We start from the raw sequence: 26,233 nt of genomic DNA, 5'->3' as shown, positions 1-26,233 counted from the left end.
TTTCATAACTTTTGCTTGTTTCTAACTGTAATACTTCTTCTTTAACCATAAACTTGCACGTACTAATAGAATTAGTACCGGAACTTCTACCAACGGTCCTATAACGCCTACAAACGCTTGTGGGGAATGAATACCGAAAACGGCTATTGCTACCGCTATTGCCAATTCAAAGTTGTTTCCTGTGGCTGTAAATGCGATTGAGGCGTTTTTGTCGTAAGGAACTTTAAGGGATTTGTTGATAAAGAAGCTGACGAAAAACATCAGTACAAAATAGATGATTAACGGTATAGCTACTTTTACCACATCCATTGGCAGTTCTAATATTTTATCTCCTTTCAGACTGAACATTAATACTATAGTAAAAAGTAAAGCATATAATGTAATGGGCGATATTCGGGGTACAAATTTCCTGTTATACCATTCTATACCTTTTGATTTTACCATTGCGTAACGGCTTATAAAACCTGCTAAGAAAGGAATGCCTAAGTATATCAATACGCTTTCTGTAACATCTTTCATTGATACGCTTACATTGAAATTTGCCAATCCTAATTTGCTTGGTAATACATTAATGAATAACCAAACTAAGAAGCTATAAGAAATTATCTGAAAGATGCTGTTTAATGCAACTAACATAGCTGTGTATTCTCTGTTTGCTTTAGCTAAATCGCTCCATACGATTACCATTGCGATACATCTTGCCAAACCTATCAATATCAAGCCTGTCATATAATCGGGTTCATTACGTAAAAACAAAACGGCTAATCCGAACATCAATATTGTACCGATAACCCAATTGAGCAATAAGGATATGCCGATTACTTTTTTATCCTTAAATGCTTGGGGCAATAATGAATAATCCACTTTTGCCAATGGCGGGTACATCATCAGTATCAGACCTATTGCCAAAGGAACGTTTGTAGTGCCTACGGATAAAGCATTTGTAATTTTTGATATTCCCGGAAAGAAATACCCTAAACCTATACCTGCTGCCATTGCAAGGAATATCCATAAGGTAAGGTAACGGTCAAGAAATTTTAGTTTTGGTTGCATTGGTTATTGACTGACTTTTGAAAAAACATAAAACATTTCCGTTGCTATCTGTAAACTTCTTTCTGCATATACCTGTGATTGCTCCGGTGTATTGTCTGAAATTTTAGGGTCTTCAAATGTGATAGGTATCCTTTTTTCTGCACCTGCAATAAATGGACATCCACCGTCTGCCTGTGAACAGGTCATAATGGCTGTAAATGCTGATACTGGGTTGAAAGGACTATCGTACTTTTTTGAAAAGCCGATAACAGGCAAAGCATTATCGCTGTATTTTATGGCATATACAGGGTTATTAGTATCTGCGATTTTGAAAATGTTAAACCCCTGATTAGTCAATGTTTCTGCAACTTTCGGAAATAGTGACGTTTCTTCCGTACCGCCCGAATAACAATGTACATTTGGTATATTAAAATGTGCTGACGCTACCTGTGCCCAAACCTGTGATAAATGGCTTCTTCGGGAATTGTGGGTACAGATGAAATTGATATTTATATCCTGCCTGTCGTTTACTTTTTGCTGTATAAAATCAATCAGCGGTTGTAATACGGCTTTACGTTCTTCGCTGATGCTTTGTACATCAATTTTGTTGTTAATGATTTCGATTAGTTTTTGATACATCGCATTTTGTTTTTAGTGTTTAGCAACATCCCGAATTTGGTGTACAGCAAGCATTATTCAGCTCTGATAATTTTACCTTTTGCTTTTCGGCAGGAATACCGCAAGCATCACTTGCCAGGCAAGCGGTTTGCTTGTTTTTCAGTACAAAATGGTTTCCGTTAAAATTCAAATCGTATTTACCAACCGTTTCGCTTTGGTATTCTACTTCTATTTCGGCATCTTCAATACCCAACTTTTCTTCGGATAGCTTAATGATGTTTAATAGCTTTGTTGGCTTTAATCGGTGTTCAAAATCGTTGGCATTCCATAATTGGAAATTGACAACTTTTTCGTTTCTAATTGTTCCGCCACAATCAATGAAGTGTTTTGTAATAACACCTATCTCGGTAACGTGAAAGTGTTCGGGTACAAATGTTCCGTTCTCTAATTGAAATTCAACATTATCCAATGCTGGTAAGATTTCTTTGATGTTTGATAGTTTCATTATTTTTTTATTTAATTGTTATATTGCTTTATTGCGATTAATGTGCTTAAAAAAAATGCTTAACAGCATTTATCAACCTCTACATTATCTATAAAGAAAGCATTGAGTTCCTTTTTAATCTGCTGCCAAACATTTTCATCAATACAGTAGCACACACTTGTCCCTTCTATATTGCCTTTGATGATACCAATGTTTTTAAGCTCTTTTAAATGTTGTGAAATCGTAGCCTGCGCCAATCCTAATTCTTCCACTAAGTCATTACAAATGCAAGCATTCTGCTTGATGATGTATTGTAGGATAGCTATACGGGCAGGATGAGCCAATGCCTTTAAAGAGGTTGCCAAGTTGTTTTGCTGCTCTGTAAATATTTCAGTTTTTGTTACGCCCATAATACACTTAATTTTACATCGCAATATTACGATAAATATTTAAACCACAAAAATAGTTTGTGAAAAAACATATATCCAAGCACCAATTCTGTACAAATTATCATTTCAAATTTCTATTGTAAATAGCCAAATCCTGCCTTTCAAAGCCAAACCCTGCAACATTATCAAAGGCATTTGCTCCTGCTTCTAATTTTAGGATTTAAGTAAAATTCAAAACAAAATAAAGTATGGATGTACAGCAAAAAGACCTGTCGTTTTTCAGATTACGACTGCAAGAACTATTAAACAGCAGCTTTCCCGAAAAGGCACACGACCAAAAATTTATAGACCAACGGTCTTCGTGGGCTGCCAATGCTTACGAAGGTGCTTTCCGTTCGGGAAACGCCGTTGAGCAATGCGACGAAATAGCCAATTACATACTTTTTGAGGGCTTGCACTTCTCCAAGTTCGACACGGTTTTCAAAGTGGTATGCAATGAGTTTGATACCATAATGGCAGACGAGGAACTGCGACTGTTCGCCCTGAAAATGTTCCCTGTATGTGAGCCTGTTTTCGCAGGATACAAATTAACCGATGATTTCGCCTATGGGTATGAGTTTGATGTACTCTACACCGAACTGACTGGAACCATCTCAATATGGATTGAGGAAAATGGGCTTCAGTAAACGGTTCCATCTCCAACAGAATATTGATGCCCTGCGAATTGTTTTTAAACTGGAAAAGGAGAAACGGCAAGCCACCGTAGGCGAAAGACTGCTAATGATGCGATACAGCGGATTTGGCGGTCTTAAATTCGTTCTGAACCCCATAGAAAACAAAATAGATATCAATCATTGGAGAAAAACAGAACACGACCTTTTTCCACTCACGCAGGAACTCCACCAACTACTCAAAGAAAATTCCGAAGACGATAAGCAATACCGCAGGTATGTGGACAGTATGAAAAGTTCCGTACTGACGGCTTTTTATACACCGCCAAAGGTTATAGATGCCATTTCATCTGCCTTGCGGGATAATGGTCTGCACATTGATAAATTCCTCGAACCCTCCGCAGGTATCGGTTCATTCATCCAATCCTTTTCGAAAAACCAAACAGCCAGTGTTACCGCTTATGAAAAGGACTTGCTTACAGGCAAGATTTTAAAGCAGCTTTACCCCGATAGCAATATCCGTATAAACGGTTTTGAAGAAATCCCCGAAAGGGAACAAAACAGCTATGATATAATTGCCAGTAATATCCCTTTTGGCGATACTTCTGTATTTGACCTTTCTTATTCCCGCAGTAGAAACAGCGCAAAGGAACAAGCTGCCAGAAGCATACACAATTACTTTTTTCTGAAAGGTGCTGATATGCTCCGTGAGGGCGGCTTGTTGGCTTATATTACTTCACAGGGCATTCTGAACAGCCCTAAGAACGAACCCATACGCAGGGCGTTAATGCAGGATAATAATTTGGTTTCGGTTGTAAGATTGCCCAACAACCTGTTTACCGAATATGCAGGTACGGAAGTAGGCAGCGACCTGATTATCCTACAAAAAAATACGGCAAAAAAAAATCTGACCGACAGGGAAGATCTGTTTTGCCAAAGCAAGCCAACCGAATACAATACGCCGGGCAATGCGCTCTTTCAGGATAGTGCAAGAATTATCCATACCGACCAAAAATTAGATACCGACCCATACGGGCAACCTGCCTTAATCTATACGCATAAAGACGGTGTTGAGGGGATTGCCGAAGATTTGAAGCAAATGCTTTCCGAAGATTTTGGAAAGCACCTGAATTTGAATTTATACAGAGGCGAACGCAGCGATGAGCCTGTTATACAAATTCCGATTGAACCAAAGGTTACACCTCCGGTTATCGACCCTGTAATCATTCAGCAAAAACCGCAATCTGTATCCACTCCGGTACTCCGTCAGGAAAGCCCGCAGGAATTAAAGCAACTAAGTATTTTTGACCTGTTTGAAAGTGCGGGCGAACCTATAATGGTTCTTGCTCCACCTAAAAGAACTACCCAAGCCAAAAGACAAAGCACTAAAAAAAGAAGAGGTACAACAAGTCGTCAGCCAGACCTGTTCAGTAGTGCAAGGCAGCAGTCTTACACACCGCTAAAATCTAATGGTGCTGCCAATGGAAGCCACCAAGTAAACGACAAAAAACAGGAAGCTATTGGCGACCTGTTTTCACAAACAAACGGTAATGGCCAGTCTGATAAGACAGCCATTGCCACTACCAATATTAATGCTATTCCTGAACCTGCCCCGTACACTGGCGAACTGCAATCATTCCACCGTAACGATTGCCTTGTGGTAGATAACGGTTGGGTTGGTTATCTGCAAGATGTGCAAAGGAACGACGACAAGGCAACAGCAACCTTTCATCCGTTGCAATTGCCGAGCTCACAGAAAGCAAGAGCCGAAGCCTATATAGCCGTAAGGGACAGTTATATCAACCTGTACCAAAAAGAAGCTGAAAAGCAGACCGAGCATAAAGAAGAAAGGGAAACGCTGAACCTCCTGTACGATGGCTTTGTCAAAAAATACGGTAATCTCAATGCTGCCGACAATGCCAAGCTGATAAAGACCGACAGCGCAGGCAAAGAAATCCCCTATCTGGAGCGTATCATTGGCGGCGTAATCCACAAAGCGGATATTTTCAGCCGTCCCGTTAGCTTTTCTACCACTACGTTAGCAACCGACAATCCCGAAGAGGCTTTAGCCGCCTCGCTGAACAAATACGGAAATGTGGATTTGGACTTTATGTCCGAAATCAGCAGCCTGCCTACCGATACCCTTAAAGAAGCCCTGCACGGGCGGTTGTTCTTCAATCCGCTACAACAGGAATACGAAATAGCTGAACGTTGGATTGCAGGTAACGTAGTTGAGAAAGCCGACGACGTAAGAGCCTATCTCGAAAACAATCCCGATGATACCGAAGCCAAAGAAAGCCTTAACGCTTTAGAGGAAGCCCGACCAAAACGTATTGACTTTGAGGAATTGGATTTTAACCTCGGCGAACGGTGGATACCTACTGGGATTTATGCCCGTTTCGCTTCGCACCTGTTTGATGCGGATGTACTGGTTCATTATTCCGAAAGCTCCGACGACTTTTCTGTAAAGTGTCATCAGGGCAATATGCACATTTGGGAAAAATATGCCGTCAAAGCGGAAAGCCGCACGTTTGACGGTATTGCCCTGCTCAAACACGCCCTTGTCAATACCACGCCTGATATTACCAAAAAAGTACTGGTTGGCGACCAAGAGGTTAAAGTACGGGATATGGAAGCCATACAAATGGCGAACACCAAGATTGACGAAATCCGTACCGCCTTTACCGACTGGCTACACGCACAGAACGATGAGTTTAAAAACAGGCTGACCGACCAGTACAACGATACCTTTAATTGTTTCGTTCGCCCAAACTATGACGGAAGCCATCAGGAATTTCCGGGATTAGACCGCAAGGGAGCAGGCATTGAAGACCTGTATTCAAGTCAAAAGGACACCGTTTGGATGATAAAGCTGAACAACGGTGCTATCTGCGACCACGAAGTAGGCGCAGGAAAAACGCTGATAATGTGTACCGCAGCGCAGGAAATGAAGCGTTTGGGATTAGCCCATAAGCCGATGATTATCGGGCTGAAAGCAAATATACCTGCCATTGCCGAAGACTACCGTAAAGCCTATCCACACGCCAAAATCCTTTATCCGGGTATTGATGATTTTACGCCGAAAAAACGCCTGCGGATTTTCGGGAATATTAAAAATAATGATTGGGATTGCGTGATACTTACGCACGACCAGTTCGGAATGATACCGCAATCGCCCGAAATACAAAAGGAAATCCTCGAAATAGAACTGGACAGCGTAGAGCGCAATCTCGATGCCCTGAAATCGCAGGGCAAGGAAGTGACAAGGGGAATGCTCGCCGGGGTAATCAAGCGGAAAGAAAATCTTGAAGTAAAGCTGAAAACGCTGCAACACGATATTGAAAACCGTAAGGATGATATTGTGGACTTTAAGATGATGGGCATAGACCATTTGTTTGTGGACGAAAGCCACCAGTTCAAAAACCTGATGTTCAACACCCGTCATACACGGGTTGCCGGACTGGGGAACGTGGACGGCAGCCAAAAGGCACTGAACCTGCTGTTTGCAATCCGCACCATTCAAGAGCGTACCAATGCGGATATGGGTGCAACCTTTCTTTCGGGTACAACCATCAGCAATTCATTAACGGAATTGTACCTGCTGTTTAAATACCTGCGCCCCCGTGCATTGGAAAAACAGGGTATTCATTCCTTTGATGCGTGGGCAGCTATCTATGCACGGAAAACGACCGATTATGAATTTTCGGTAGCTAACAATATTGTAGCAAAAGAGCGTTTCCGCTACTTTATCAAAGTGCCGGAACTGGCACAGTTCTATTCTGAAATCACGGATTACAGAACGGCTAAGGATATTGGTATTGACCGCCCCACTAAGAACGAGGTATTGTACAACATACCGCCAACGCCCGACCAAGAAGCCTTTATCCAAAGCCTGATGCAGTTTGCCAAAACGGGCGATGCTACTTTGCTCGGTAGAGAACCATTATCGCAAAGGGAAGAAAAAGCAAAGATGCTCATTGCGACGGACTATGCCCGTAAGATGTCGCTCGATATGCGTATGGTAAGTGGTATATACGACGACCATCCCGACAACAAGGCTTCGCATTGTGCGGTAAATATCGCCAAGTATTACAACCAGTTCAACGCACAGAAAGGAACGCAGTTCGTTTTCTCCGATTTGGGAACTTACAAGCCCGGCGAATGGAACGTGTACTCCGAAATAAAACGCAAACTCGTGGAGGACCACGGCATACCTGCGCACGAAGTAAGGTTTATTCAGGAAGCGAAAAATGATAAGCAACGTAAGGAACTTATCAACGGAATGAACGAGGGCAAAATCCGTGTACTGTTCGGTTCTACAAGTATGCTCGGAACTGGCGTAAACGCACAGAAAAGAGCTGTTGCCGTTCATCATTTAGATACACCGTGGCGACCGTCTGACCTTGCCCAAAGGGACGGGCGGGCAATCAGAAAAGGCAATGAGATTGCCAAATTCTTTGCCGATAATAAAGTTGCTGTGATTATCTATGCAGTTGAAAAATCGTTGGACAGTTACAAATTCAACCTGCTGTATAATAAGCAGCTTTTCATCGACCAGTTAAAGACTAACAACCTGACCAAAAGAACGATTGACGAGGGAAGTATGGACGAAAAATCGGGAATGAACTTTTCGGAATATGTGGCAATCCTGTCAGGAAATACAGACCTGTTGGATAAAGCCAAACTGGAAAAACAGATTGCCGGACTGGAAAGCGAAAAGCAGGCGTTCAACCGCTCTAAATCCAGTGCCAAATTTAAGGTACAGGATTATATGGAAATGTTGCAAAGCACTCAATCCCGTTTGAGCCGGATGAGTACCGACTGGGAAAACTTACAGCAACGCCTGCAAAAGCGTTCGGACGGTACAATCGAAAACCCTGTGCTGTTAGATGGCTTGCCGCCCAATGCAAATCCGAAACAAATAGGCGCAAAACTGAACGAGATTGCGAACAAAGCCCGCACGGCAGGCGACTATCGTGAAATAGGCAACCTCTACGGGTTTCAATTATTGGTTAAAACAGAACTTCCAAAGGATAATTCAACACTCGAAAGGGTCAATAGATTTTTTATAACTGGCGAGGGCAATATCAAGTACACCTACAATAACGGTCTGATGGCAAAAGACCCCGAAACCGCCGCAATGAATTTTTTAAGGGCTTTGGAAAAACTGCCGGGCTTTGTGAAGCAGGAGCAGGAGAAAATCGCTGAAATACAAAAAGACCTGCCGATACTTCAGGAAGTGGTTAACGGTACTTGGGCTAAGGAAAGTCGATTGAGTGAGCTTAAAACGGAACTGGCTGCCGTAGAAAGAAAGATACAGCTATCTATTACGCCGGAAACCAAACAAGATGCTTCGGAGCAGGCAGAAAAGCAGAATGAAGCCCCAAAGGTGCAGGAAAGCATTATACGGACAAAAGGCGTTCATTCACCTCGTGGCGTATTATAATAGTCGTTACTTTTCGTCCTTTTCGTCCATTTTTTTTATTAGGGCTTCACAGAGGCTGTCAAGGAATTTGGTTCGGTTTATCTTACGGGCTTTCAGTTCCATAAACGTGTGGTAAAAATCGCCTAACTCAATATTAAAGGCTTCTTCAAAAGTTTTAGCTATCAATTTTATGTCTGTATTCCCATTGTTAAATACACCGTGGGAGTACAGTGCATATATGAGTTCCGTCAGTGCTGTTTTACTTGCCGTCCATTTCAATGAATTGTCCGAACCCCTTTTCACATTGATGTTATTGAGCCTGTCTTCCAAATAAACTTGTATCAGGTCATTGGCAATAATCTTGGCAATCTTATAATCGTGTGAAGTAGAAAAACGATGGTCTGCTTCAAAATAAAATGTGTCTAACCACAGCCTTATATCGTGCTTGCCACGCAGAAAGTATTTTTCATCCAGAAAAGAATTGTTGCTTCGATAATATTTATAAAACTCTATGTTGCTATTAAAGAATCTTTTAAGCTTTTTAAGCTCTTTGGAGAAATATTTTTTAAAGCGGTTATAGCCGTAAGGTCTTTTAGTTTCAATTTTATAAACAGTATTGTAGTAAATTAATTTTGATACAATAATTGGCTTTTGATATTTGAAAAAATTTATCTCTTCCTGTATACTCTTAAAATCGTTATTTAATACAAATTCTTTTAATTCGGATAAACACTTTATCACAATTGGTATCGCTATCTCAATTTTATCTGTTAAGTAGTCACTTTCAATTTCTAGCTCACTTAAAGCCGCTTCAAGTTCTAAAATTTTTTTGTTATAATATTTTTCCATTTGAAAAGATATTTGGGTATTATAAAACAAGAAAGCCTATGCAATACTATAGGCTTAACTTGACATCTTACAACGCAAACATCATTAGATAAAACAAGTGTTACAACTTATTTATCCAACAATATCTACTTATCGAGCATTACTTTATAAGTCGGATCTTCAATGATATTTACATCAATAACAGCTTCAGCATTTTTGAGAAGTTGGCGACAATCGTCACTTAAATGCCTTAAATGTATTTTCTTGTTCTGCTTGGCATAACGGTGTGTAAGTACATTCAATGCCTCAATTGCGGACATATCAACAACTTTACTTTCTTTGAAGTCAATAATTACTTCAGAAGGGTCATCAAGTACCTCAAACTTTTCTGTGAATGCAGTGGTTGAGCCAAAGAATAATGGACCAAATATTTCATAGTGCTTAACACCATTCTCATCAACATACTTTCTTGCGCGAATACGTTTAGCACTCTCCCAAGCAAATACTAATGCAGATATTATAACTCCAATTAATACTGCTAAAGCAAGGTTGTGAAGCAATACAGTAATCAAAGCAACTAACATCCCAACAAATATATCGTGTCTTGGCATTTTATTAATGATGCGGAGGCTTGCCCACTCAAATGTTCCTATTGCGACCATTATCATAAGTCCTGTCAATGCTGCCATCGGAACTTTTTCAATCAAACCACTGCCGAACATTATAAATATTAACAGCGAGATAGAAGCAACAATACCTGATAACCTAGCTCTTGCACCGGCAGACACATTTATTAAACTCTGACCGAGCATTGCACAACCACCCATACCTGAAAATAAACCAGAAAGAATGTTTGCGGCACCCTGTGCTACTGCTTCACGATTACTTTGTCCTCTAGTCTCTGTTATTTCATCAATGATATTTAAAGTTAACAAACTCTCTATAAGGCCAACGCCAGCAATGATTGCAGCATAAGGAAAAATAATCTGGAGCGTTCCTAGACTAAAAGGCAATTGCGGAATATGAAATGGAGGGAAACCACCTTTAATTGATGCGATATCCCCAACAGTTTTTGTATCTATTTTAAAAAGATAAACCAAACCAAATACAACTAATATTGCAATAAGCGATGCTGGTATAGCTTTTGTAAGTTTTGGCAATCCCCAAATTATTAACATCGTTAGTCCTACTAACGCTAACAGGATATACAAGTTTGTTCCTGTCAACCATATTCCGGAAGGGTCTTTAAATTGGTCAAGTTGAGACATAAAAATTATTATTGCCAGACCATTTACAAAACCGAAAATGACTGGATGCGGCACTAAACGGATAAGCTTTCCTAATTTTAAAAAGCCTGCCAACATTTGAATGGCTCCTGCTAAAATAACAGTAGCGAACACATATTCAACCCCGTGAGTTTTCGCTAATGCAATTATGACAACTGCGATTGCTCCTGTTGCCCCGGAAATCATACCGGGACGACCGCCCAATATAGACGTAACCAAACTCATTACAAAGGCTGCATATAATCCTACTAAAGGTGAAAGACCTGCAATTAACGCAAATGCTACTGCTTCTGGCACTAAAGCCAAGGCTACAGTTAGACCCGATAATACTTCGATTTTGTAATCTACTTTTTGTTTGAAATCAAACAGATTGATGATTTTTTGCATAAGGGATTTAATAAAAATTGTGTAAAAGAATAGGACATACCCATTAAGGAAAACCTTGGATACGTAAATACTACCAATAAGATGAATTGGGAAAAAACAACTAGTTACCTTTTATCAGGGCGGAGTAACTTGAGATGATATTTTTGCTGTTTTTTTCATTGAAGTTGCAAATTTAGAATTTATATCTTGATAAGACAAGAAATCTTTTATATAATTAACCGTCTTGCAACAAATGCTGCAACTTCGGGTCGTTCTTGATGCGCTCCATTTCACTTACAACAATATTCAGGATGTCGGATTTTATCTGTTTGTAATTGTTTTCAATTTCCTGCTTCATTTTATCCACGCCCTGCTCATTTACAAAAGATAAGATTTGCGGTATTTGCTGATAGGCTTTGATTTCTGCCGCTACCTTTTCATTATCTACCACAATTTCAGCATGGAATATCTTTTGCTCGATACGTTCATCAAAGTTATCTGATACGGAACCGACAAACATACCCTGTGTAAGCGTTGAAATTTTGGAAGCCGGTATAAGGCTGTCTAACTGTGTGGAGATAGAGGTAGATTTATCATTGCGGTTAATGGTCATACTTTGGCGTTTCTGCAATACTTTTCCAAAGCGTTCCGAAAGGCTTTTAGCCGTTTCGCCAACTACCTGACCACTGAATATATTACCAACTGTATTTTGTATTACCTTGCTTTCTTTGTCGCCGTAATCCCTCGTTAATTGCGAAAAGTCCTGAAAGCCCAAACATACTGCTACTTTATTACTTCTCGCTGTTGCAATAAGGTTATCCAGTCCCCTGAAATAAATTGTGGGTAACTCATCAATGATAACGGAACTCTTTAGCTGCCCCTTTTTATTAATCAGTTTTACAATCCTAGAATTGTATAAACCCAAAGCTGCAGAATAAATATTTTGACGGTCGGGATTATTGCCGACGCACAAAATTTTAGGTTCTTTGGGATTATTGATGTCAAGCGTAAAATCATCGCCTGTCATTACCCAGTACAATTGCGGGCTAATCATTCTTGATAGTGGGATTTTTGCCGATGCTATCTGACCTTGTAACTGGTCTTGCGCCCCGCCCTGCCACGCATCCATAAAGGGCGACAAATAATTTTCCAAATCGGGGTATGAGGTTAAAATTGTGAACACGTCTGAATACTTTTTGTTCAGCAATTCAATGGCGTGAGGGAACGTACAATACTTGCCGTCATCGTAGATTTTTAGATACCAAATAATGGCAGCTAAAAGAATAATTGGGCTTTCCACGAAAAAATCCCCTTGCTTCTGTATCCACGATCTGTTAAGGTTTAGCATTATGGTATAAGCCGCTTCATAAGCATCTGAAATGTCGGTCATAAAGTCGGGATTGAGTGGGTTGCAACGGTGGCTCTTGCGTGGGTCGTCGAAATTTATCACGTAAAATTTCGGCTGAATTTTGTACTTGTCACGATGCTTCAGCAAATGGTTGTATGCTATTGTCGAAAGGTCGTCAAACTTAAAATCATAAATGTACATTGAGAAACCTTTTTCAATCTGTTGTTTAATGTAATTGTTTACAATGGCATAAGATTTTCCCGAACCCGGCGTACCGAGAACGATGGATGCCCTGAAAGGATTGACAATGTTTATCCAGCCGTTGTTCCATTTCCCTTTGTAATAAAATTTGGTTGGCAGGTTGACGGAGTATTCATTCTCCATCAATTTTGTTTCCTGTTGGAAACTCTCATTTTCATTGTTGAAAACATCGTCCATCAGGTTGGTACGCAGCAATCGGCTCATCCAAACGCCAGCAACCATTAAAGCAATGTAGCCCAAACCTGAGGTAAGGATATATAGAAAAGTAGCGGTATTTAGCGGTAACTTTAGTAATGGTGTATTCAGGAAGAACAGCACAAAGCCATTGCCCAAAGCCACGTAAATTTTAGTCCAGGTTATCTTCTCGTTCTTTACTCCCTTTGTTCCTATGCAACTCAAAGCCAGTAAAACCAAAGCGAATGCTTTGGTGTAAAGAGTATGTGAAAACAAACCCGCCGTCCGGTCGAAATTGCCTAATATCTTGTTGATTACTTCCAACGTCCAACCACGTTCTGAAAAGAAACCATAACAGAACCAATAAAGGTGCATCAGCACCAAAAGAATACTGACTGCCCGCATAAAAGCCATTATCTTGGCAAGCCCTCTTAAATCGTCTTCTCCCTGCATTATTTGAAGTTTTAATGTTCGGGCGTGAATTTAAAGGCTCTGTGGAGTGGCTATAAGATTGTGGCAGTCTGTGGCGTTGTGTGGCAGTGTTTGGCTAAATATTATTTCTGACCTCTTTGGCGTTTGCGCTTCTTCTTCATTTTATTGGCAAAGTCTTGTTCCTCATAATCTTCGCCCTGGGCTTCGGGCAGTAAGCCACCCAGTGCTTCAATCAAACCGTCTTCGTGTTTGTCGGTAGCTAAGAAGTCGAACAAATGGTGTGGTTCTTCCGCAGGAAGATCCGCATCATTTGATGTGGATAGTTTGGGTTGTAAAACGGCAGATTCCTTAATATCCGGGTTGATGTTACTGTTCCAATAATCATTAAAGGTGTTGGCAGAAAGTTCAGTTGCTAAACGTGAACCGTTCCAAACTGCTTTGGAATTGTGGTCAATAAATGTGATGCCATAAATACGCCCTGTATCATTCCGGCGCACGACTACGTTAATGCCCTGTTCCGCTAATTGCTTTTTAAATGCCTGTTCATCGCTTGTGGTTTTCAGGGCAATGGTAACGGCAGATTTTAGGGTCTGTTTGGCGGGGCTATCTTTCAAAGCCGTTTTGCATTTCGCAAAATGCAGTTCCAAAGCCGGAAGTCCTGCGCTCTTTCCAAACAGCGAAGCCTTGAACGGATGCCCGGCTCTTTCGCCTTTTTCATTTAAGGGAATGTATAATAGACCCTGCTGCATTTTTCCCTGCAATTCGCCCTCGATTTTCTCGGTGGTAATTTTGAACAGGGAAAGCAGGGCATTGTATTCGCCTAAAGTTTGGTATTGGTAGTAATTCGGCAGGTGGCGAACGACCGAAGCGATTTGACTTTTTACATCGCCTGCCCGATAATCTACCGGACGGAAAACCTTATCAGTCTGGTTACGCTCTTTGTCGGTGGCGGGTATCACCCCGTGTTTTTTTTCCAATTCACGGCATACATTCATAGACCGCATTTTCTCGAATTTGTCCGAAATCTTTTTGCCCTGCTCGTCCACGCAAACCGATACAATGTGTATATGGCTGCGGTCAATATCGGTATGTTTGAACACCACAAAAGGCTGTTCGCCGTAACCCATTTCCCGCATATACTGTTCTGTCATTTCCCTAAACTTATCATCGCTAACCTTATCGTTCGGGTCAGGATTGAGCGAAATATGCAACGTATGTTTCTCGGTGTTGCGGTTGGCTATCAGGTAAGGGGCAAAAGACTGGGCTAATTGTGCCACCGAATAATGACCGCTTGCGGTTTCAATCATCTTATTGGCAAACAAAATCTGCCCGTTTTCATTCTCCACTTTAAGCTGATTGTACGCCAATGCCCCGTATAAATTTGCGCTTCTTCCAATTTTTGCTATCATTTCTACCGCTATTTTTTCAGGTGTTTGGCTTCAAATTCTTCGCTTATTTGGATAATTTTCTGACACAGCATTGCCATTTCAGCCGTCTGTTTTTCCAGTTTGTACAGAAACGCTGCGGCTTTTTTCTCGGAAAAATTCTTGTACAACAGCTTTACAATTTGGTTATAGTTCACACCTATGGAACGGAACTGGCTGTGAAAAGAGGTTAGCCGCATATAAAAATCAACCGTTCCCTTGTCAATCTGAATGGTCTTTATGGTCTTGTCAAAGATGCAGGACGTTATGAAATGCGCTTTTACCTGCATACCAGATTTGTCAAAAAGGGCAAGAAAGCGGGCGTGTTCCTGCTCGTTAAAGGAAATTGTATAGCGGATTGTCGCCGGGTCTTCTTTAGGGCGGCGTCCGGTCTTTTTCAATTGCTTTCTGTTGTTATCGTTCATCACTAATCCATTTTAAAATCCATACAAAACCCTGACTTCGGAAGGTGTTTTCTGCCCCCTGCAAAGGGCAAGTTGTTTTGAGCATCGGAAATCATTCCGAGATGCTCAAAACACAACTTGCCGTGTTCCGGTGAACACAAAAATCCGCCCTGCGGGACGGATTAAATGTAACAGGAAAAAACGGCTTGAAGCCGTTCTGCTTCGTGTCCATTTTATCAAGATGCTTTGCATAAATCCGTTTGTAAAATTCATTTTACAAAGTAACCAACTGTTAATAAAAGTATTGCAATGTGATACTAGGACAAACTCTGCCTTTGGAAGCCAAACACTGCCACACATCAATAATGAGCCAATTCGATCGCTTTATTTGCCGTATAGTTTTAGTGCAGGTAATAAAAAATGTATTAGGGGTAAAAAATAAATTGGGTTTTAGTACAAATATTTTGGAATAAAAGCATATGGTTTTAAAAGCATAAAACAATAAAAGTGTAAAAGCATAAAAGCGATAAAGCAATTTACTAGCTACAAGGTTTACCAGTTGCTAAAAATGATTACCCACCAAGCGGTAATGAAAGCAAATAACAATCAAGAAAATTTCCAAAAAGGGAATACAGGCATACGGGAAATAGGTGCTATTTAAATACACCAATATTCAAACCTGTCAAACAAATAAAATGTGTAACAATAAATCTTTAAATAATGGAAACAGAAAAGAAAACTTTAAAAATCAGTTTTTCAACGCCTAAAGGCGGTGTTGGAAAATCTACTATGACTGCACTACTTTCAAGTGTATTGCATTATCGTTTAGGATTTAATGTCCTTGTAATGGATTGTGATTTTCCACAACACAGCTTAGCCAATATGAGAGAAAGGGATTTGAAAACTATTATGCAGAATGATTACCATAAAAGATCTGCAATGAAATTGTATCAAAGCATCAATAAAAAGGCATATCCGATTATCAGTTGTAAAGCGGAGGATGCCTTGTCAAAGGCTTTGGAATACGTAAATCAATCTACAATAGAGCCTGATATAACTTTTTTTGACCTTCCCGGCACAGCTAATACAAAAGGTGTGCTTACTACCTTAAGAACAATGGATTTTATTTTTTCTCCAATCAGTGCTGACCGTCTGGTTATGGAAAGTACGTTGAGCTTTACTAAAGCATTCCTTGGCTTACCCGAAACTGCTGAGAGTAATGAGGATCAGAAAATGTGGATGTTTTGGAACCAGGTAGATGGCCGGGAAAAGACAGGAATATACGAGGCTTATCAAAGTGTCATTAACGAGCTTGATTTATCTGTAATGACCTCAAAAATCATGGATAGTAAACGTTTCAGAAAAGAAACGGATGATACCTTGAACAGTGTATTCCGGTCAAGTTTGCTACCTGCCGAACCACAGCTTATGAAAGTAACTAGAATGGATTTGTTTGTTGAGGAGTTTTTAAAAATTGTTAACCTCTAAAATAGTTAAGTATGTCAACAGATAAGAGAAGAAAAGACTTCGATAAACCTGTTGTTGATGAAGAATTAATCATGAATATCATGAGTGGTAATCAGTCTTTTACTGTACCCGAAGCCAATCAACAACAGGAAATACAGAAGGAAATAAAACCAAAAGAAAAAGCCCGCAATAGTTCCTCAAAGAAGGTGGATTATGAGGAGACATTTCTGGTCAATCGGTTTCCTTCAGGTCGAAACGGAAAGGTCGTTTACATACGTCCCGAATACCACGAAAGGTTAATCCGCATTGTGCAATTAACAAGAGAAGAAAAGACTACACTCTATTCTTATATCGACAACATCCTTGAACACCACTTTAGGGAGTTTGGGGATGATATTACTGATTATTTCAACGAACGTTTTAAACCCATTTTATAGTTATGGAAATAGTAATTGTGATATGCCTGCTGATTGTGATTGCCCTGCTTGTGCAGGACAAGATTGTAATCAAAAAAAGTTCAGAAAGAAAACCGATACAGGAAAAAAGCAACCCTAAACTGCCCGATATTATGGGGCAACCTAGACCTAAGAGAAGCCTTTCGGTGCCAAACAATGCCACCGAAAGCCAAGTTGAAAAACCAGAAATAAATCCTGATAATTTTGACATAGAATACGACGAAAATGAAAACGTCGGCATTCAAATTCCGCAGGAAGAGCTGGACGAAGTTTTCAGTAATATGCCTGATTTTGGGGAAGAGGAGGAAGAATGGAATAGGTACGAATTATCCGATGGCGATAACGGTTTCGCCCAAGGGGTTACCTTTGAAGAACTAAGCTCCGTGGGGATACTGCTTCAAAAAGAAAAACTGGAGCAATCTCAAAAGGAAACAGCGATAGCTATAGTTCAGAAAATACAGGGAACCGAATTATTCAGCCTTTTGGAAAATTCTATGGAAGGCACTTCTCGTAAAATAGCAGAGCTATTGGATAGTAGCCTTTCTTCTGAAACGGAAACCAGTTCTTCCACTTTGCGGAAAAATGATTTGGAAAATTTCGACATTGGGGAGTTTGTATAGACTTCCCTTTGTCTTTTAAAACAACGAAGTATGGAAAGAGAATTGCCCAGTATAAATATCGAGGGAACAGATTTCTTGATCGATATAAATAAGGTCGAGTTAAGGGAAAAAAACAATCCAGTCAATACCATTTCAATTTACGTAATGAGCGATGTAGAAGATGGCTACGCTTTTAACTATAGTCTACAGGAGAAGAACATTCCGAACCTTATAAGTAACGGAGAAGACACTTCAGTAAAGATACCGGAACTCGTTGTGCTTGATCCAGCAGGAATGGCAGAAAAGTATAAGCTAACACCCCAAGAATTAGAAAATAAAACAGACTTCGACTTGATGGTGGATCAGACGGCATTCAATGACAGAACCCAAAAGGGAATGCTTCCTACAATCAATATTGAAGGTCATACATTTTATGTTGATATACGCATGGATATGCTTCGCCCCAAAGATGATTTCTTGTCAAAAGGAATTGTCTTTGATGAAATAGATCATTATTTCTCCGAGGAAGCGAATGCTTACATCATTCCCTACAACCCTAAAACACGCGAATTTCAAGAGTTAGATTATGATAGTATTCTGGTATTTCCAAAAGACCTTATCGCCGTTCAATTTCCTTTTCAAAGAGATCTTGATCCAATTGGTTGGAACCGAAACGGAGGTTGGAATATCAAAGAAGATTTAAAGCGTATAGGTCTAAAATCTCATTTTGAAGCAAAGACAATTCCCTGGAAGGAAACATTCCTACCACAAATAATAACAGAAAATCTGATGGTGCTGAAAGAAAAAACGATCAAGAAAAAACTCCAAAACAAGTCTGTTTCCTTTTCAAAAAAAGAGCAAGGAAGCAAAGGGCGAAAAATGTAACCTCTTTAAAAGAGGATTAGTAAGAAGCACGTCGAACATCATTTTGTTCGATGTGCTTCTTACTAATAGCTACCAATTAAAATGGCACTCACTGCCAAGTAATTCCTCTCACTATCAATTTTGGAAAACGGTGGAAATTAGGGGCTAAAAGCACAAACCTATTCATCAACTCGCACAACAACTCAACTTTGAGACGTCCTTTCCAAATGTTATGGCTGCTAATTTTATGCCTTCTCCTAATGTCAAATAAGGATAGAAACTCTCAGCCAATTCCCTTACTGTAATACCGTATTTGATAGCCATACTTAATAGTTGAATAAGTTCCCCGCCTTCGGGTGCAACTACTCTTGCACCTATCAGTTTGTCAGTTTCGGTATTGCGAATGAGTTTGATAAAACCCCTTGTGTCGTTTGCTGCAATGGCTCTCGGTACGTCTTTAAGTTCCAGTTTTGAAACTTCAAATGGAATGCCTTTTGATTCTGCCTGTGCTTCATCTAAACCTGCCCCTGCAATTTGTGGGTCAGTAAACACCACCCAAGGTAAAGAAGAATAATCGGCTTTATTATCTGTTCCTGAGAACGCATTTTCAACGGCAATTTTACCTTCAAAAGCGGCTGTATAAACAAATGCAGGGGTGTTGGTTACGTCACCTGCTGCGTAAATGTTAGGTAGATTGGTTTCCATTTTTTCATTCACAGCGATATGTCCGCTTTTGGTGAGTTCCAAACCAATGTTATCTAACCCTAATTGGCTTGTATTGGCTTTTGTGCCTGTGGCAATTACTACCTTACCTTTTTCTATAATTTGCGTAAATGAACCGTCAGGACATTTACAGTGAATGATGGTTTCATTCGCTTGTTTCTCGAATTTCACGGCTCTGAAATTAGGTAAGATTTCAATGCCTTCTTTTCGCATTTGGGTTTCCAATGCTTCACTGATGTCTGGGGTTTGTGTCCGTAGAACACGGTCGGTAAATTCAATGATTCGGACTTTAACGCCTAAACGATTGTACGCCATTGCAATTTCCAAACCTATGTAACCTGCTCCCATAATGGTCAAGCTTTCGGGTTTTTCTTCCAAGTCGAAAAGGGAAACGTTGGTCAAGTAGTCAATTTTGTCCAATCCTTCAATAGTCGGAATGTTGGTCGTAGCTCCCGCAGCAATTAAAAATTTGAAGGCTTTGTATTCCTTGCCATCAACCAAAATGGTTTTGTTGTCTTTGAATTTTGCCCAACCTTTTAGCATAGTCAGGTTTTCAAAATCGCTTACCACATCCATATATTTTTTCTCTTGAAGTGTGGCTACTAATTTTTTCTTGTCTTTGATGATTTGAGCGAAATCAATATCAACTCCTTTTGGCTTGATGCCTTCAAAGTTGGAATGTGTAGCGTGATAAGCCGACTCGCCTGCACGAATAAGATTTTTAGAAGGCACACAACCCACGTTGACACAAGTACCGCCAAAGTCCAAACCACCGTTTACCATTAAGGTCGATAATCCTAAACTTTCGGCTTTGATTGCTGCCGAAAATGCAGCCGAACCGCCACCGATAATGATTAAATCAAATTGATTAATTCCGCTGTTTCCATTATCAGGGATTTCACTTTTTACACGATAGTTTTTTGTGCCGTTAATGGTATTGATGATTTCTTCTTTACTTGTTTTGGTAGGGTCAAAAGAACATTCACAAGTAGCTTTTGGGTAGCTCACATTGGCTTCTTTAACACCCTCATTTTGTGAAAGCATTTTTTTTATTCCTGTGGCACAATGGTCGCAGGTCATACCTGCAATTTCCAATTTTATTTTTTCTTCTTTCATCTTATTTTTTTAATTTATTTAGGACTATACTTAACAACATTTCATTCCTATGTTTTTAGGCTCAAAGAAATCCTCAAGCGTCAATATTTTTCCATCAGGATTATTTTTTAACCATTGTTTTGCTGTTCTTTCGCTTGCAAAAAATGAAACGTGATTACATAGCGACCCTTTAATATTGCAGGTGTCAACAGATTCTACCCAAGAAATAAATAAAGGATAAGGAGTTGTCCATAATAGCTGACCTCCGTTTATTTGTAATTCTATGAGAGAACTATCAATTGGGTCGGACGAATGAACATTGACTTCCACATCTAACCATTCAGCAAACAGAATGGCATCTACTACACACCATGTGTATAACATCTTACCATTTACAATAAAGCGATGTTTGGTAGGAACTGTAGATAGACCAGAAAATGCAATAATATTTCCTTGTACATCGGTTTCGCCCAGTTTATTCAAAATAGCGTCCGCTTTATCTTTGGACACTTTTATTAGTTTATAAAATCTGTTTTTAGATATAGAACTGCCTTGCATCAATTCTTGAAATATTCGTAAAATAAAATCGCTATTCTTTATCTTAAATTCAGAAAAAAGAATGTCGTTTAATTGACCGTCAATATATTTTCGTTGATTTTTCATAAGTTTTCTATTTGGGGTTTTACTGCAAACATGCTTTACTTCCTATAATATCGCCATCTGATGCACTCCAGATATAAGAAAGACCATCTCCTGTTGCTGTAGCTGTTACTTTTGTGGTTGCCCCAATCGCAATGGTGCTTTGTTCCGCACTCAAATCTGTGTAAGAAATGGTCGAAGTACCTGTTGGGGTGGAAGAATTAGTACCGGGAGTTGAAGAATTTGTTGGTTTTACTTCCGGTTCCTGTACTTCTTTATTACAACTAGCTACTATCATCCCGATAGTAACAATGCCTAAAATTAATTTTACAGTTTTCATATTATTTAGAATTTTCTTTAATGATTTCGGCTTTATAACCTGTTTTTTCAATTACTTTTATGATAGCTTCAGGATTTGTTTTGCTTGGGTCGTACTGGATAGTTGCCAAATCGCCCGGATATTCCACTTTGTGTTCAATAATGCCGTCCACTTCTTTGAGGGCATTTGAAATATGGTTGGAACAACCTGCACAAGTCATTCCCGTGATTTTCAGTTGCAGGGTCTTACCTTCTTGCTGGTTTGTATTTGCTGTTTGTGCTTTACTGTCAGTCGGTTTGCAACATTGAGCATTAAGCTGAGCAATTCCAATTAGGAACAAAGCACTCAATAGAATTAAATTCTTTTTCATAGTATAATTATTTAATTAAGTTCTTAAATACGAGGGGCAAAAAAATACTATTTCTTGCCAACCACTTTGTAACCTGTACCGTTGATGGCTTCTTCAATTTGAGCAAGACTCACTTTGGTTTGGTCAAATTCTACTTTGGCAGTCGCTTCTTCATAAATCGCATCTACCTTAACAATGCCTGGCAATTTGTTCACATCATTTTCTACGTGTGAAGCACAACCATTGCAAGTCATTCCTTTTACATCAAAAGTTACCGTTTGGATGTCAGAAGCATTGACGATTACAACTTCCTTGTTGTCGTTTGAAGGATAGAAAATGTGTGCGTAGTTCGGAAAAGCGAGCATCAAGGCTGCAAATACGGTTACAATTCCCAAGAATGTTTTGGTCTGCATAAAGGGTTTCTTTTCGTCTTCTTCGCAATCACATTGAATTTCTTCGGCTGTTCGTGGTTTAAGTTTCTGATACCAAGCAAAACCCAACACCAAAACAGTGATACCGATTAGATAAGGTCTTGCTGGTTCCATCCACGAAAATGTAGATGCCACTCCTGACGCTCCTGAAATAAGAGCCAATACAGGTGTAATGCAGCAAAGTGATGCTGCTACTGCCGAAAGCACTCCCGCTCCGACAAATCTGTTGTTTTTCTTGTTCATACTGTTTCCTTTTTTGAATTGTTTATGATGTGTTTAAAAAATGGACGAAGTAAAGTCAGTTGCTCTTGTTTCAAAGAGTAGAAAATGGTTTGTCCTTCTCTTCTCCCTTCAATGACGTTTCCGTCTTTTAGTTTTCTGAGGTGTTGCGAAACGGCAGGAATGCTCATTCCGAGAATGTCTGAAAGGTCGCAAGGGCAGAGTTCGTTTTCTTCTTCTAAGAGAAATAAGATTTTCAACCTTACTTCGTTTCCTGCCAATGCTAAAAGTCCACTCAGTTGGCTGAATGCCTTGTCGTTGGTTTGAAGTATTACTCTACAATTGTCTATTTGAACCTTGTCGGCAAACACACGGATACACGATTGATTGTTTTCCATAATTTCCTTGTTTAGGATTTAATAACGCAGCAAAAATACAAATAGTTTTCTTATTTAAGCAAATACTTAAATGATAATTTTAATAAATCTTTTTTTTAAGCGGTGGGTCTCTTGGGACTTTGTTAAGGTGATAAATAAATACCCAGTGTCTTTTTAGGATAATGGAAAACTTATAAAATCATAAGGGAGAAATTTTATCAGCTATTCTGTATCGAAATGTTTGGCATTTTTTCATGCTCCATTATCAACTATAACGCCACTCACTGCCAAATCATTCCTTTGACTGTCACTTTATTATAACGCCTTGATTTCTGAAACACCTTTGTTCAGAAAGCCCGCGAGAAGTGGGAATACAATAACAAATTAATGTGTTTAATCATGAAAAAACAAAGAAAAAAAGTTTTGCTGGCAGCTACATTGATGCTCTCAGGAATCGGTGCATTCGCCCAGGGAAATGGTACAGCAGGTATCACAGAAGCTACCCAAATGGTCACCTCTTATTTCGATCCCGCCACACAGCTTATCTACGCTATTGGTGCCGTAGTCGGGTTAATCGGAGGTGTTAAGGTGTACAACAAATTCAGTTCGGGCGACCCCGATACCAGTAAAACGGCGGCATCGTGGTTCGGTGCCTGTATCTTCCTTATTGTAGCTGCTACCATTCTTCGTTCATTTTTCCTTTAATCCTTTGCCCTATGAGTAATTACAACATCAACAAAGGCATTGGAAGAACAGTAGAATTTAAGGGACTGAAAGCGCAGTACCTATTCATCTTCGCCGGCGGATTACTTGGGACATTGATCCTGGTCATGATACTTTACATGGCTGGGGTTAATTCTTACATCTGTCTGTCTTTAGGAATTGGTGGTGCTTCGCTAATTGTATGGCAGACCTTTTCACTCAATCAAAAGTATGGTGAACACGGATTGATGAAAATCGGCGCAATAAAAAGGCATCCCCATTACATCATCTGTCGCAAGCCTGTGCATCGTTATTTAAAGTCCACCTCTAAATCAACTGCCGTATGAGAAATGTAGCAAAAGTCACTACGTTGGAAAATAAGTTTCCTTTGTTGGCAGTAGAAAATAATTGTATCCTGTCCAAGGATGCAGATATTACCGCTTGTTTTGAAGTACGCTTACCAGAACTATTCACAGTAGCTTCTGCGGAATACGAAGCGATTCATTCCGCTTGGCATAAAGCTATCAAGACCTTGCCCGATTATACGGTCATCCATAAACAAGACTGGTACATTAAGGAAAACTATGCACCAGATATTGCTGGTGAGAATTTAAGTTTTTTAGGCAAATCCTACCAACAACATTTCAACGAACGCCCTTTCTTGAACCATTATTGCTATTTATTCCTGACCAAAACTACCAAAGATCGGATGCGGATGCAAAGCAATTTCTCTTCGCTCTGCAAAGGTACGCTGATACCAAAGGAAATCAGAGATAAGGAAGCAATCCACCGTTTTATGGAAGCCGTTGCGCAGTTTGAACGTATCGTGAATGATAGTGGTTTCATAAGCCTACGACGCCTGAGTGAAAACGATATCATCGGTAAAGATGAAAAACAGGGGTTATTAGAACAGTACCTCACCTTGTCAAGAGATGCAGGGACACCCATGCAGGACATCGCATTAGGAGCCGAAGAAGTTCGTATCGGGAACAAAAGGTTGAGCCTGCACACCTTGTCCGATACTGACGATTTACCCGGAATGGTATCGGCTGATACCCGTTTTGAAAAGCTATCTACCGACCGAAGTGATTGCCGTTTGTCATTCGCCGCACCTGTGGGCTTGTTGTTAAACTGCAACCACATTTACAACCAATATTTGTTTTTGGATAACAGCGAAGCCAGTCTACAAAAGTTTGAGAAGTCCGCAAGGAATATGCACTCACTGGCTCGTTACAGTCGTGCCAACCAAATCAACAAAGAGTGGATAGAAAAGTACCTAAACGAAGCCCACAGTTTTGGGCTATCTTCTGTTCGTGCTCACTTCAACATTATGGCGTGGTCGGATGATCCGGCAGAACTGAAACAGCTAAAAAATGATTGTGGAAGTGCTTTAGCATTGATGGAATGTAAACCCAGACACAACACTACGGATGTAGCAACATTGTACTGGGCAGGAATGCCGGGTAATGCAGGTGATTTTCCCGCAGAGGAAAGTTTTTACACTTTTATTGAGCCTGCATTGTGCTTTTTTACGGAAGAAACCAATTACCACAATTCGCCATCACCATTTGGTATCAAGATGGCTGACCGCCTGACTGGAAAGCCTATCCATTTGGATATTTCGGATTTGCCGATGAAACGTGGAATTATTACCAATCGTAACAAGTTCATACTCGGTCCATCGGGAAGTGGTAAATCTTTCTTCACAAACCATATGGTACGACAGTATTACGAGCAAGGCGCTCACGTTTTGCTTGTGGACACCGGAAATTCTTATCAAGGTTTGTGCGAACTCATTAAAGGTAAAACCAAAGGCGAAGACGGTGTTTACTTTACTTATACAGAAGACAACCCAATTGCCTTTAATCCTTTCTATACCGATGATGGCGTATTCGATATTGAGAAGCGTGAAAGTATCAAGACTTTGATACTGACACTCTGGAAACGTGATGATGAACCACCAACCCGTTCAGAAGAAGTAGCATTATCGAATGCTGTATCAGGCTATATCGAGCGCATCAAACAGGAAGATATTTATCCATCATTCAATGGCTTCTATGAGTATGTAAAAGGCGATTACCGCAAGGTACTCGAAGAAAAACAGGTAAGGGAAAAAGACTTTGACATTGCCAATTTCCTTAACGTACTCGAACCCTACTACAAGGGCGGTGAGTATGATTATTTGCTCAATTCCGATAAGCAGTTAGACCTGCTTTCCAAACGCTTTATTGTCTTTGAAATTGATGCGATAAAAGACCACAAAATCCTCTTTCCCATAGTCACGATCATCATTATGGAAGTCTTCATCAACAAGATGAGGAGGTTGAAAGGCATCCGAAAGCTGATACTAATTGAAGAAGCCTGGAAAGCGATTGCGAAGGAAGGTATGGCAGAATATATAAAGTATTTGTTTAAAACGGTTAGGAAGTTTTTCGGTGAAGCCATCGTGGTAACGCAGGAGGTGGATGACATCATCCAGTCGCCCATTGTTAAGGAAAGTATCATTAACAACAGTGATTGTAAAATCCTTTTAGACCAACGCAAGTATATGAACAAGTTTGATGATATACAGGCGATGTTGGGGCTTACAGATAAGGAAAAAGGGCAGGTACTTTCTATCAATATGAACAACGATGCAAGCCGACTTTACAAAGAGGTTTGGATAGGCTTAGGTGGTACGCACTCGGCAGTCTATGCCACCGAAGTTAGTTTGGAGGAATACCTTGCTTACACCACCGAAGAAACCGAAAAAATGGAAGTGATGCAGCTTGCTGCTGAACTGGACGGCAATGTAGAACTCGCCATCAAGCATATCGCAATGCAAAGGCGGGACAAAGTAAATCAATAGTCAA

General features: G+C 40.0%; 24 protein-coding genes. 9 read left to right on the top strand and 15 right to left on the bottom strand.

Translation table 11 applies throughout. The annotated features are described in order from the left end of the window. Window positions 1-21: 21 nt before the first annotated feature. From arsB to LNQ49_RS20810, 4 genes are read right to left on the bottom strand one after another with little or no spacing between them, the layout of a single operon-like run. On the bottom strand, window positions 22-1,053 hold the full coding sequence (arsB, locus tag LNQ49_RS20825) for an ACR3 family arsenite efflux transporter (protein ID WP_003002381.1): 1,032 nt from the start codon (window positions 1,051-1,053) through the stop codon (window positions 22-24). 3 nt (window positions 1,054-1,056) lie between these two features. Then, entirely contained in the window at window positions 1,057-1,671 is a 615-nt protein-coding gene (locus LNQ49_RS20820) for a low molecular weight phosphatase family protein (RefSeq protein ID WP_072885949.1), read from the bottom strand. 19 nt (window positions 1,672-1,690) lie between these two features. Beyond that, window positions 1,691-2,155, bottom strand: coding sequence for a DUF6428 family protein (locus LNQ49_RS20815; protein WP_003002385.1), 465 nt, complete (start codon window positions 2,153-2,155; stop codon window positions 1,691-1,693). Window positions 2,156-2,214: 59 nt separating this feature from the next. Then, complete coding sequence (locus LNQ49_RS20810; protein WP_003002386.1) at window positions 2,215-2,544, bottom strand: ArsR/SmtB family transcription factor; 330 nt, start codon at window positions 2,542-2,544, stop codon at window positions 2,215-2,217. Between the two features lie 227 nt (window positions 2,545-2,771). Here LNQ49_RS20810 and LNQ49_RS20805 point away from each other — a divergent pair, with 227 nt between their 5' ends. Continuing rightward, a complete protein-coding gene (locus LNQ49_RS20805) occupies window positions 2,772-3,209 on the top strand; it encodes a DUF1896 domain-containing protein (RefSeq protein ID WP_003002387.1) in 438 nt (145 codons plus the stop codon). Further along, window positions 3,196-8,640, top strand: a complete 5,445-nt coding sequence (locus tag LNQ49_RS20800; RefSeq protein WP_196376693.1) for an N-6 DNA methylase — start codon at window positions 3,196-3,198, stop codon at window positions 8,638-8,640. The genes LNQ49_RS20805 and LNQ49_RS20800 overlap by 14 nt, the downstream gene beginning before the upstream one ends. A 6-nt stretch (window positions 8,641-8,646) precedes the next feature. Here the strand turns inward: LNQ49_RS20800 and LNQ49_RS20795 are convergent, their stop codons facing one another. The 5 genes from LNQ49_RS20795 to mobA form a co-directional block, all read right to left on the bottom strand. Then, window positions 8,647-9,468, bottom strand: a complete 822-nt coding sequence (locus LNQ49_RS20795) for an RteC domain-containing protein (RefSeq protein WP_196376692.1) — start codon at window positions 9,466-9,468, stop codon at window positions 8,647-8,649. A gap of 125 nt (window positions 9,469-9,593) precedes the next feature. Continuing rightward, window positions 9,594-11,120: a SulP family inorganic anion transporter gene (locus tag LNQ49_RS20790; protein WP_196376691.1), complete on the bottom strand. Its 1,527-nt coding sequence runs from the start codon at window positions 11,118-11,120 to the stop codon at window positions 9,594-9,596. A gap of 214 nt (window positions 11,121-11,334) precedes the next feature. Continuing rightward, window positions 11,335-13,335: a conjugal transfer protein MobC gene (gene mobC, locus LNQ49_RS20785; protein ID WP_003002396.1), complete on the bottom strand. Its 2,001-nt coding sequence runs from the start codon at window positions 13,333-13,335 to the stop codon at window positions 11,335-11,337. Between the two features lie 101 nt (window positions 13,336-13,436). Further along, entirely contained in the window at window positions 13,437-14,723 is a 1,287-nt protein-coding gene (gene mobB / locus LNQ49_RS20780; RefSeq protein ID WP_003002398.1) for a conjugal transfer protein MobB, read from the bottom strand. A gap of 8 nt (window positions 14,724-14,731) precedes the next feature. Next, entirely contained in the window at window positions 14,732-15,163 is a 432-nt protein-coding gene (gene mobA, locus LNQ49_RS20775) for a conjugal transfer protein MobA (RefSeq protein ID WP_003002400.1), read from the bottom strand. 699 nt (window positions 15,164-15,862) lie between these two features. Here mobA and LNQ49_RS20770 point away from each other — a divergent pair. The 4 genes from LNQ49_RS20770 to LNQ49_RS20755 are packed head-to-tail and all read left to right on the top strand — an operon-like array spanning window position 15,863 to window position 18,548. Further along, window positions 15,863-16,630 carry a ParA family protein gene (locus tag LNQ49_RS20770; protein WP_034736763.1) on the top strand — a complete coding sequence of 256 codons (768 nt, stop codon included), beginning with the start codon at window positions 15,863-15,865 and terminating at the stop codon, window positions 16,628-16,630. A gap of 11 nt (window positions 16,631-16,641) precedes the next feature. Beyond that, window positions 16,642-17,046 (top strand): DUF3408 domain-containing protein, encoded by a 405-nt coding sequence (locus LNQ49_RS20765; protein ID WP_034736765.1) that lies wholly within the window; start codon window positions 16,642-16,644, stop codon window positions 17,044-17,046. A 2-nt stretch (window positions 17,047-17,048) separates the two neighbouring features. After that, window positions 17,049-17,684: a hypothetical protein gene (locus LNQ49_RS20760; protein ID WP_002978226.1), complete on the top strand. Its 636-nt coding sequence runs from the start codon at window positions 17,049-17,051 to the stop codon at window positions 17,682-17,684. Window positions 17,685-17,714: 30 nt separating this feature from the next. After that, complete coding sequence (locus tag LNQ49_RS20755) at window positions 17,715-18,548, top strand: hypothetical protein (RefSeq protein WP_115050585.1); 834 nt, start codon at window positions 17,715-17,717, stop codon at window positions 18,546-18,548. A gap of 165 nt (window positions 18,549-18,713) precedes the next feature. On the opposite strand, the gene merA is transcribed toward LNQ49_RS20755, so the two are convergent. Genes merA through LNQ49_RS20725 form a run of 6 tightly spaced genes read right to left on the bottom strand, consistent with a single transcriptional unit; the run spans window position 18,714 to window position 22,700 of the window. Beyond that, window positions 18,714-20,366: a mercury(II) reductase gene (merA, locus tag LNQ49_RS20750; RefSeq protein WP_196376690.1), complete on the bottom strand. Its 1,653-nt coding sequence runs from the start codon at window positions 20,364-20,366 to the stop codon at window positions 18,714-18,716. 30 nt (window positions 20,367-20,396) lie between these two features. Further along, window positions 20,397-21,008 (bottom strand): organomercurial lyase, encoded by a 612-nt coding sequence (gene merB, locus LNQ49_RS20745; RefSeq protein ID WP_002978232.1) that lies wholly within the window; start codon window positions 21,006-21,008, stop codon window positions 20,397-20,399. A gap of 19 nt (window positions 21,009-21,027) precedes the next feature. Further along, window positions 21,028-21,282, bottom strand: coding sequence for a hypothetical protein (locus LNQ49_RS20740; RefSeq protein WP_228370512.1), 255 nt, complete (start codon window positions 21,280-21,282; stop codon window positions 21,028-21,030). Between the two features lie 43 nt (window positions 21,283-21,325). After that, on the bottom strand, window positions 21,326-21,673 hold the full coding sequence (locus LNQ49_RS20735; RefSeq protein ID WP_002978237.1) for a heavy-metal-associated domain-containing protein: 348 nt from the start codon (window positions 21,671-21,673) through the stop codon (window positions 21,326-21,328). Window positions 21,674-21,720: 47 nt separating this feature from the next. Then, window positions 21,721-22,326: a mercuric transport protein MerTP gene (gene merTP / locus LNQ49_RS20730; protein WP_002978239.1), complete on the bottom strand. Its 606-nt coding sequence runs from the start codon at window positions 22,324-22,326 to the stop codon at window positions 21,721-21,723. Then, entirely contained in the window at window positions 22,323-22,700 is a 378-nt protein-coding gene (locus LNQ49_RS20725; protein WP_002978241.1) for an ArsR/SmtB family transcription factor, read from the bottom strand. Before LNQ49_RS20725 ends, merTP begins: the two co-directional genes overlap by 4 nt. 378 nt (window positions 22,701-23,078) lie before the next feature. Between LNQ49_RS20725 and LNQ49_RS20720 the strand changes: the two genes are divergently transcribed. Genes LNQ49_RS20720 through LNQ49_RS20710 form a run of 3 tightly spaced genes read left to right on the top strand, consistent with a single transcriptional unit; the run spans window position 23,079 to window position 26,229 of the window. Then, entirely contained in the window at window positions 23,079-23,384 is a 306-nt protein-coding gene (locus LNQ49_RS20720) for a DUF4134 domain-containing protein (protein WP_034871415.1), read from the top strand. Window positions 23,385-23,395: 11 nt separating this feature from the next. After that, the gene (locus LNQ49_RS20715) at window positions 23,396-23,728 is read left to right on the top strand and encodes a DUF4133 domain-containing protein (protein WP_003002417.1); all 333 of its coding nucleotides are present in this window, start codon (window positions 23,396-23,398) and stop codon (window positions 23,726-23,728) included. Beyond that, window positions 23,725-26,229, top strand: a complete 2,505-nt coding sequence (locus LNQ49_RS20710; protein ID WP_196376689.1) for a TraG family conjugative transposon ATPase — start codon at window positions 23,725-23,727, stop codon at window positions 26,227-26,229. The genes LNQ49_RS20715 and LNQ49_RS20710 overlap by 4 nt, the downstream gene beginning before the upstream one ends. Window positions 26,230-26,233 lie beyond the last annotated feature (4 nt).

The organism is Flavobacterium pisciphilum (assembly GCF_020905345.1).
Classification (GTDB): domain Bacteria; phylum Bacteroidota; class Bacteroidia; order Flavobacteriales; family Flavobacteriaceae; genus Flavobacterium; species Flavobacterium pisciphilum.
This window is presented reverse-complemented; position numbering and strand designations above follow the sequence as displayed.

What these genes read in the sequence shown, in the direction of transcription:
- LNQ49_RS20755 (WP_115050585.1), top strand. Translation starts at nt 17,715, where the DNA reads ATGGAAAGAGAATTGCCCAGTATAAATATCGAGGGAACAGATTTCTTG.
- LNQ49_RS20740 (WP_228370512.1), bottom strand. Translation starts at nt 21,282, where the DNA reads ATGATAGTAGCTAGTTGTAATAAAGAAGTACAGGAACCGGAAGTAAAA.
- LNQ49_RS20810 (WP_003002386.1), bottom strand. Translation starts at nt 2,544, where the DNA reads ATGGGCGTAACAAAAACTGAAATATTTACAGAGCAGCAAAACAACTTG.
- LNQ49_RS20760 (WP_002978226.1), top strand. Translation starts at nt 17,049, where the DNA reads ATGGAAATAGTAATTGTGATATGCCTGCTGATTGTGATTGCCCTGCTT.
- LNQ49_RS20710 (WP_196376689.1), top strand. Translation starts at nt 23,725, where the DNA reads ATGAGAAATGTAGCAAAAGTCACTACGTTGGAAAATAAGTTTCCTTTG.
- LNQ49_RS20820 (WP_072885949.1), bottom strand. Translation starts at nt 1,671, where the DNA reads ATGTATCAAAAACTAATCGAAATCATTAACAACAAAATTGATGTACAA.
- LNQ49_RS20770 (WP_034736763.1), top strand. Translation starts at nt 15,863, where the DNA reads ATGGAAACAGAAAAGAAAACTTTAAAAATCAGTTTTTCAACGCCTAAA.
- LNQ49_RS20715 (WP_003002417.1), top strand. Translation starts at nt 23,396, where the DNA reads ATGAGTAATTACAACATCAACAAAGGCATTGGAAGAACAGTAGAATTT.
- mobB (WP_003002398.1), bottom strand. Translation starts at nt 14,723, where the DNA reads ATGATAGCAAAAATTGGAAGAAGCGCAAATTTATACGGGGCATTGGCG.
- merB (WP_002978232.1), bottom strand. Translation starts at nt 21,008, where the DNA reads ATGAAAAATCAACGAAAATATATTGACGGTCAATTAAACGACATTCTT.
- LNQ49_RS20815 (WP_003002385.1), bottom strand. Translation starts at nt 2,155, where the DNA reads ATGAAACTATCAAACATCAAAGAAATCTTACCAGCATTGGATAATGTT.
- merA (WP_196376690.1), bottom strand. Translation starts at nt 20,366, where the DNA reads ATGAAAGAAGAAAAAATAAAATTGGAAATTGCAGGTATGACCTGCGAC.
- LNQ49_RS20765 (WP_034736765.1), top strand. Translation starts at nt 16,642, where the DNA reads ATGTCAACAGATAAGAGAAGAAAAGACTTCGATAAACCTGTTGTTGAT.
- LNQ49_RS20725 (WP_002978241.1), bottom strand. Translation starts at nt 22,700, where the DNA reads ATGGAAAACAATCAATCGTGTATCCGTGTGTTTGCCGACAAGGTTCAA.
- LNQ49_RS20790 (WP_196376691.1), bottom strand. Translation starts at nt 11,120, where the DNA reads ATGCAAAAAATCATCAATCTGTTTGATTTCAAACAAAAAGTAGATTAC.
- LNQ49_RS20800 (WP_196376693.1), top strand. Translation starts at nt 3,196, where the DNA reads ATGGGCTTCAGTAAACGGTTCCATCTCCAACAGAATATTGATGCCCTG.
- LNQ49_RS20735 (WP_002978237.1), bottom strand. Translation starts at nt 21,673, where the DNA reads ATGAAAAAGAATTTAATTCTATTGAGTGCTTTGTTCCTAATTGGAATT.
- merTP (WP_002978239.1), bottom strand. Translation starts at nt 22,326, where the DNA reads ATGAACAAGAAAAACAACAGATTTGTCGGAGCGGGAGTGCTTTCGGCA.
- LNQ49_RS20795 (WP_196376692.1), bottom strand. Translation starts at nt 9,468, where the DNA reads ATGGAAAAATATTATAACAAAAAAATTTTAGAACTTGAAGCGGCTTTA.
- LNQ49_RS20805 (WP_003002387.1), top strand. Translation starts at nt 2,772, where the DNA reads ATGGATGTACAGCAAAAAGACCTGTCGTTTTTCAGATTACGACTGCAA.
- mobC (WP_003002396.1), bottom strand. Translation starts at nt 13,335, where the DNA reads ATGCAGGGAGAAGACGATTTAAGAGGGCTTGCCAAGATAATGGCTTTT.
- mobA (WP_003002400.1), bottom strand. Translation starts at nt 15,163, where the DNA reads ATGAACGATAACAACAGAAAGCAATTGAAAAAGACCGGACGCCGCCCT.
- arsB (WP_003002381.1), bottom strand. Translation starts at nt 1,053, where the DNA reads ATGCAACCAAAACTAAAATTTCTTGACCGTTACCTTACCTTATGGATA.
- LNQ49_RS20720 (WP_034871415.1), top strand. Translation starts at nt 23,079, where the DNA reads ATGAAAAAACAAAGAAAAAAAGTTTTGCTGGCAGCTACATTGATGCTC.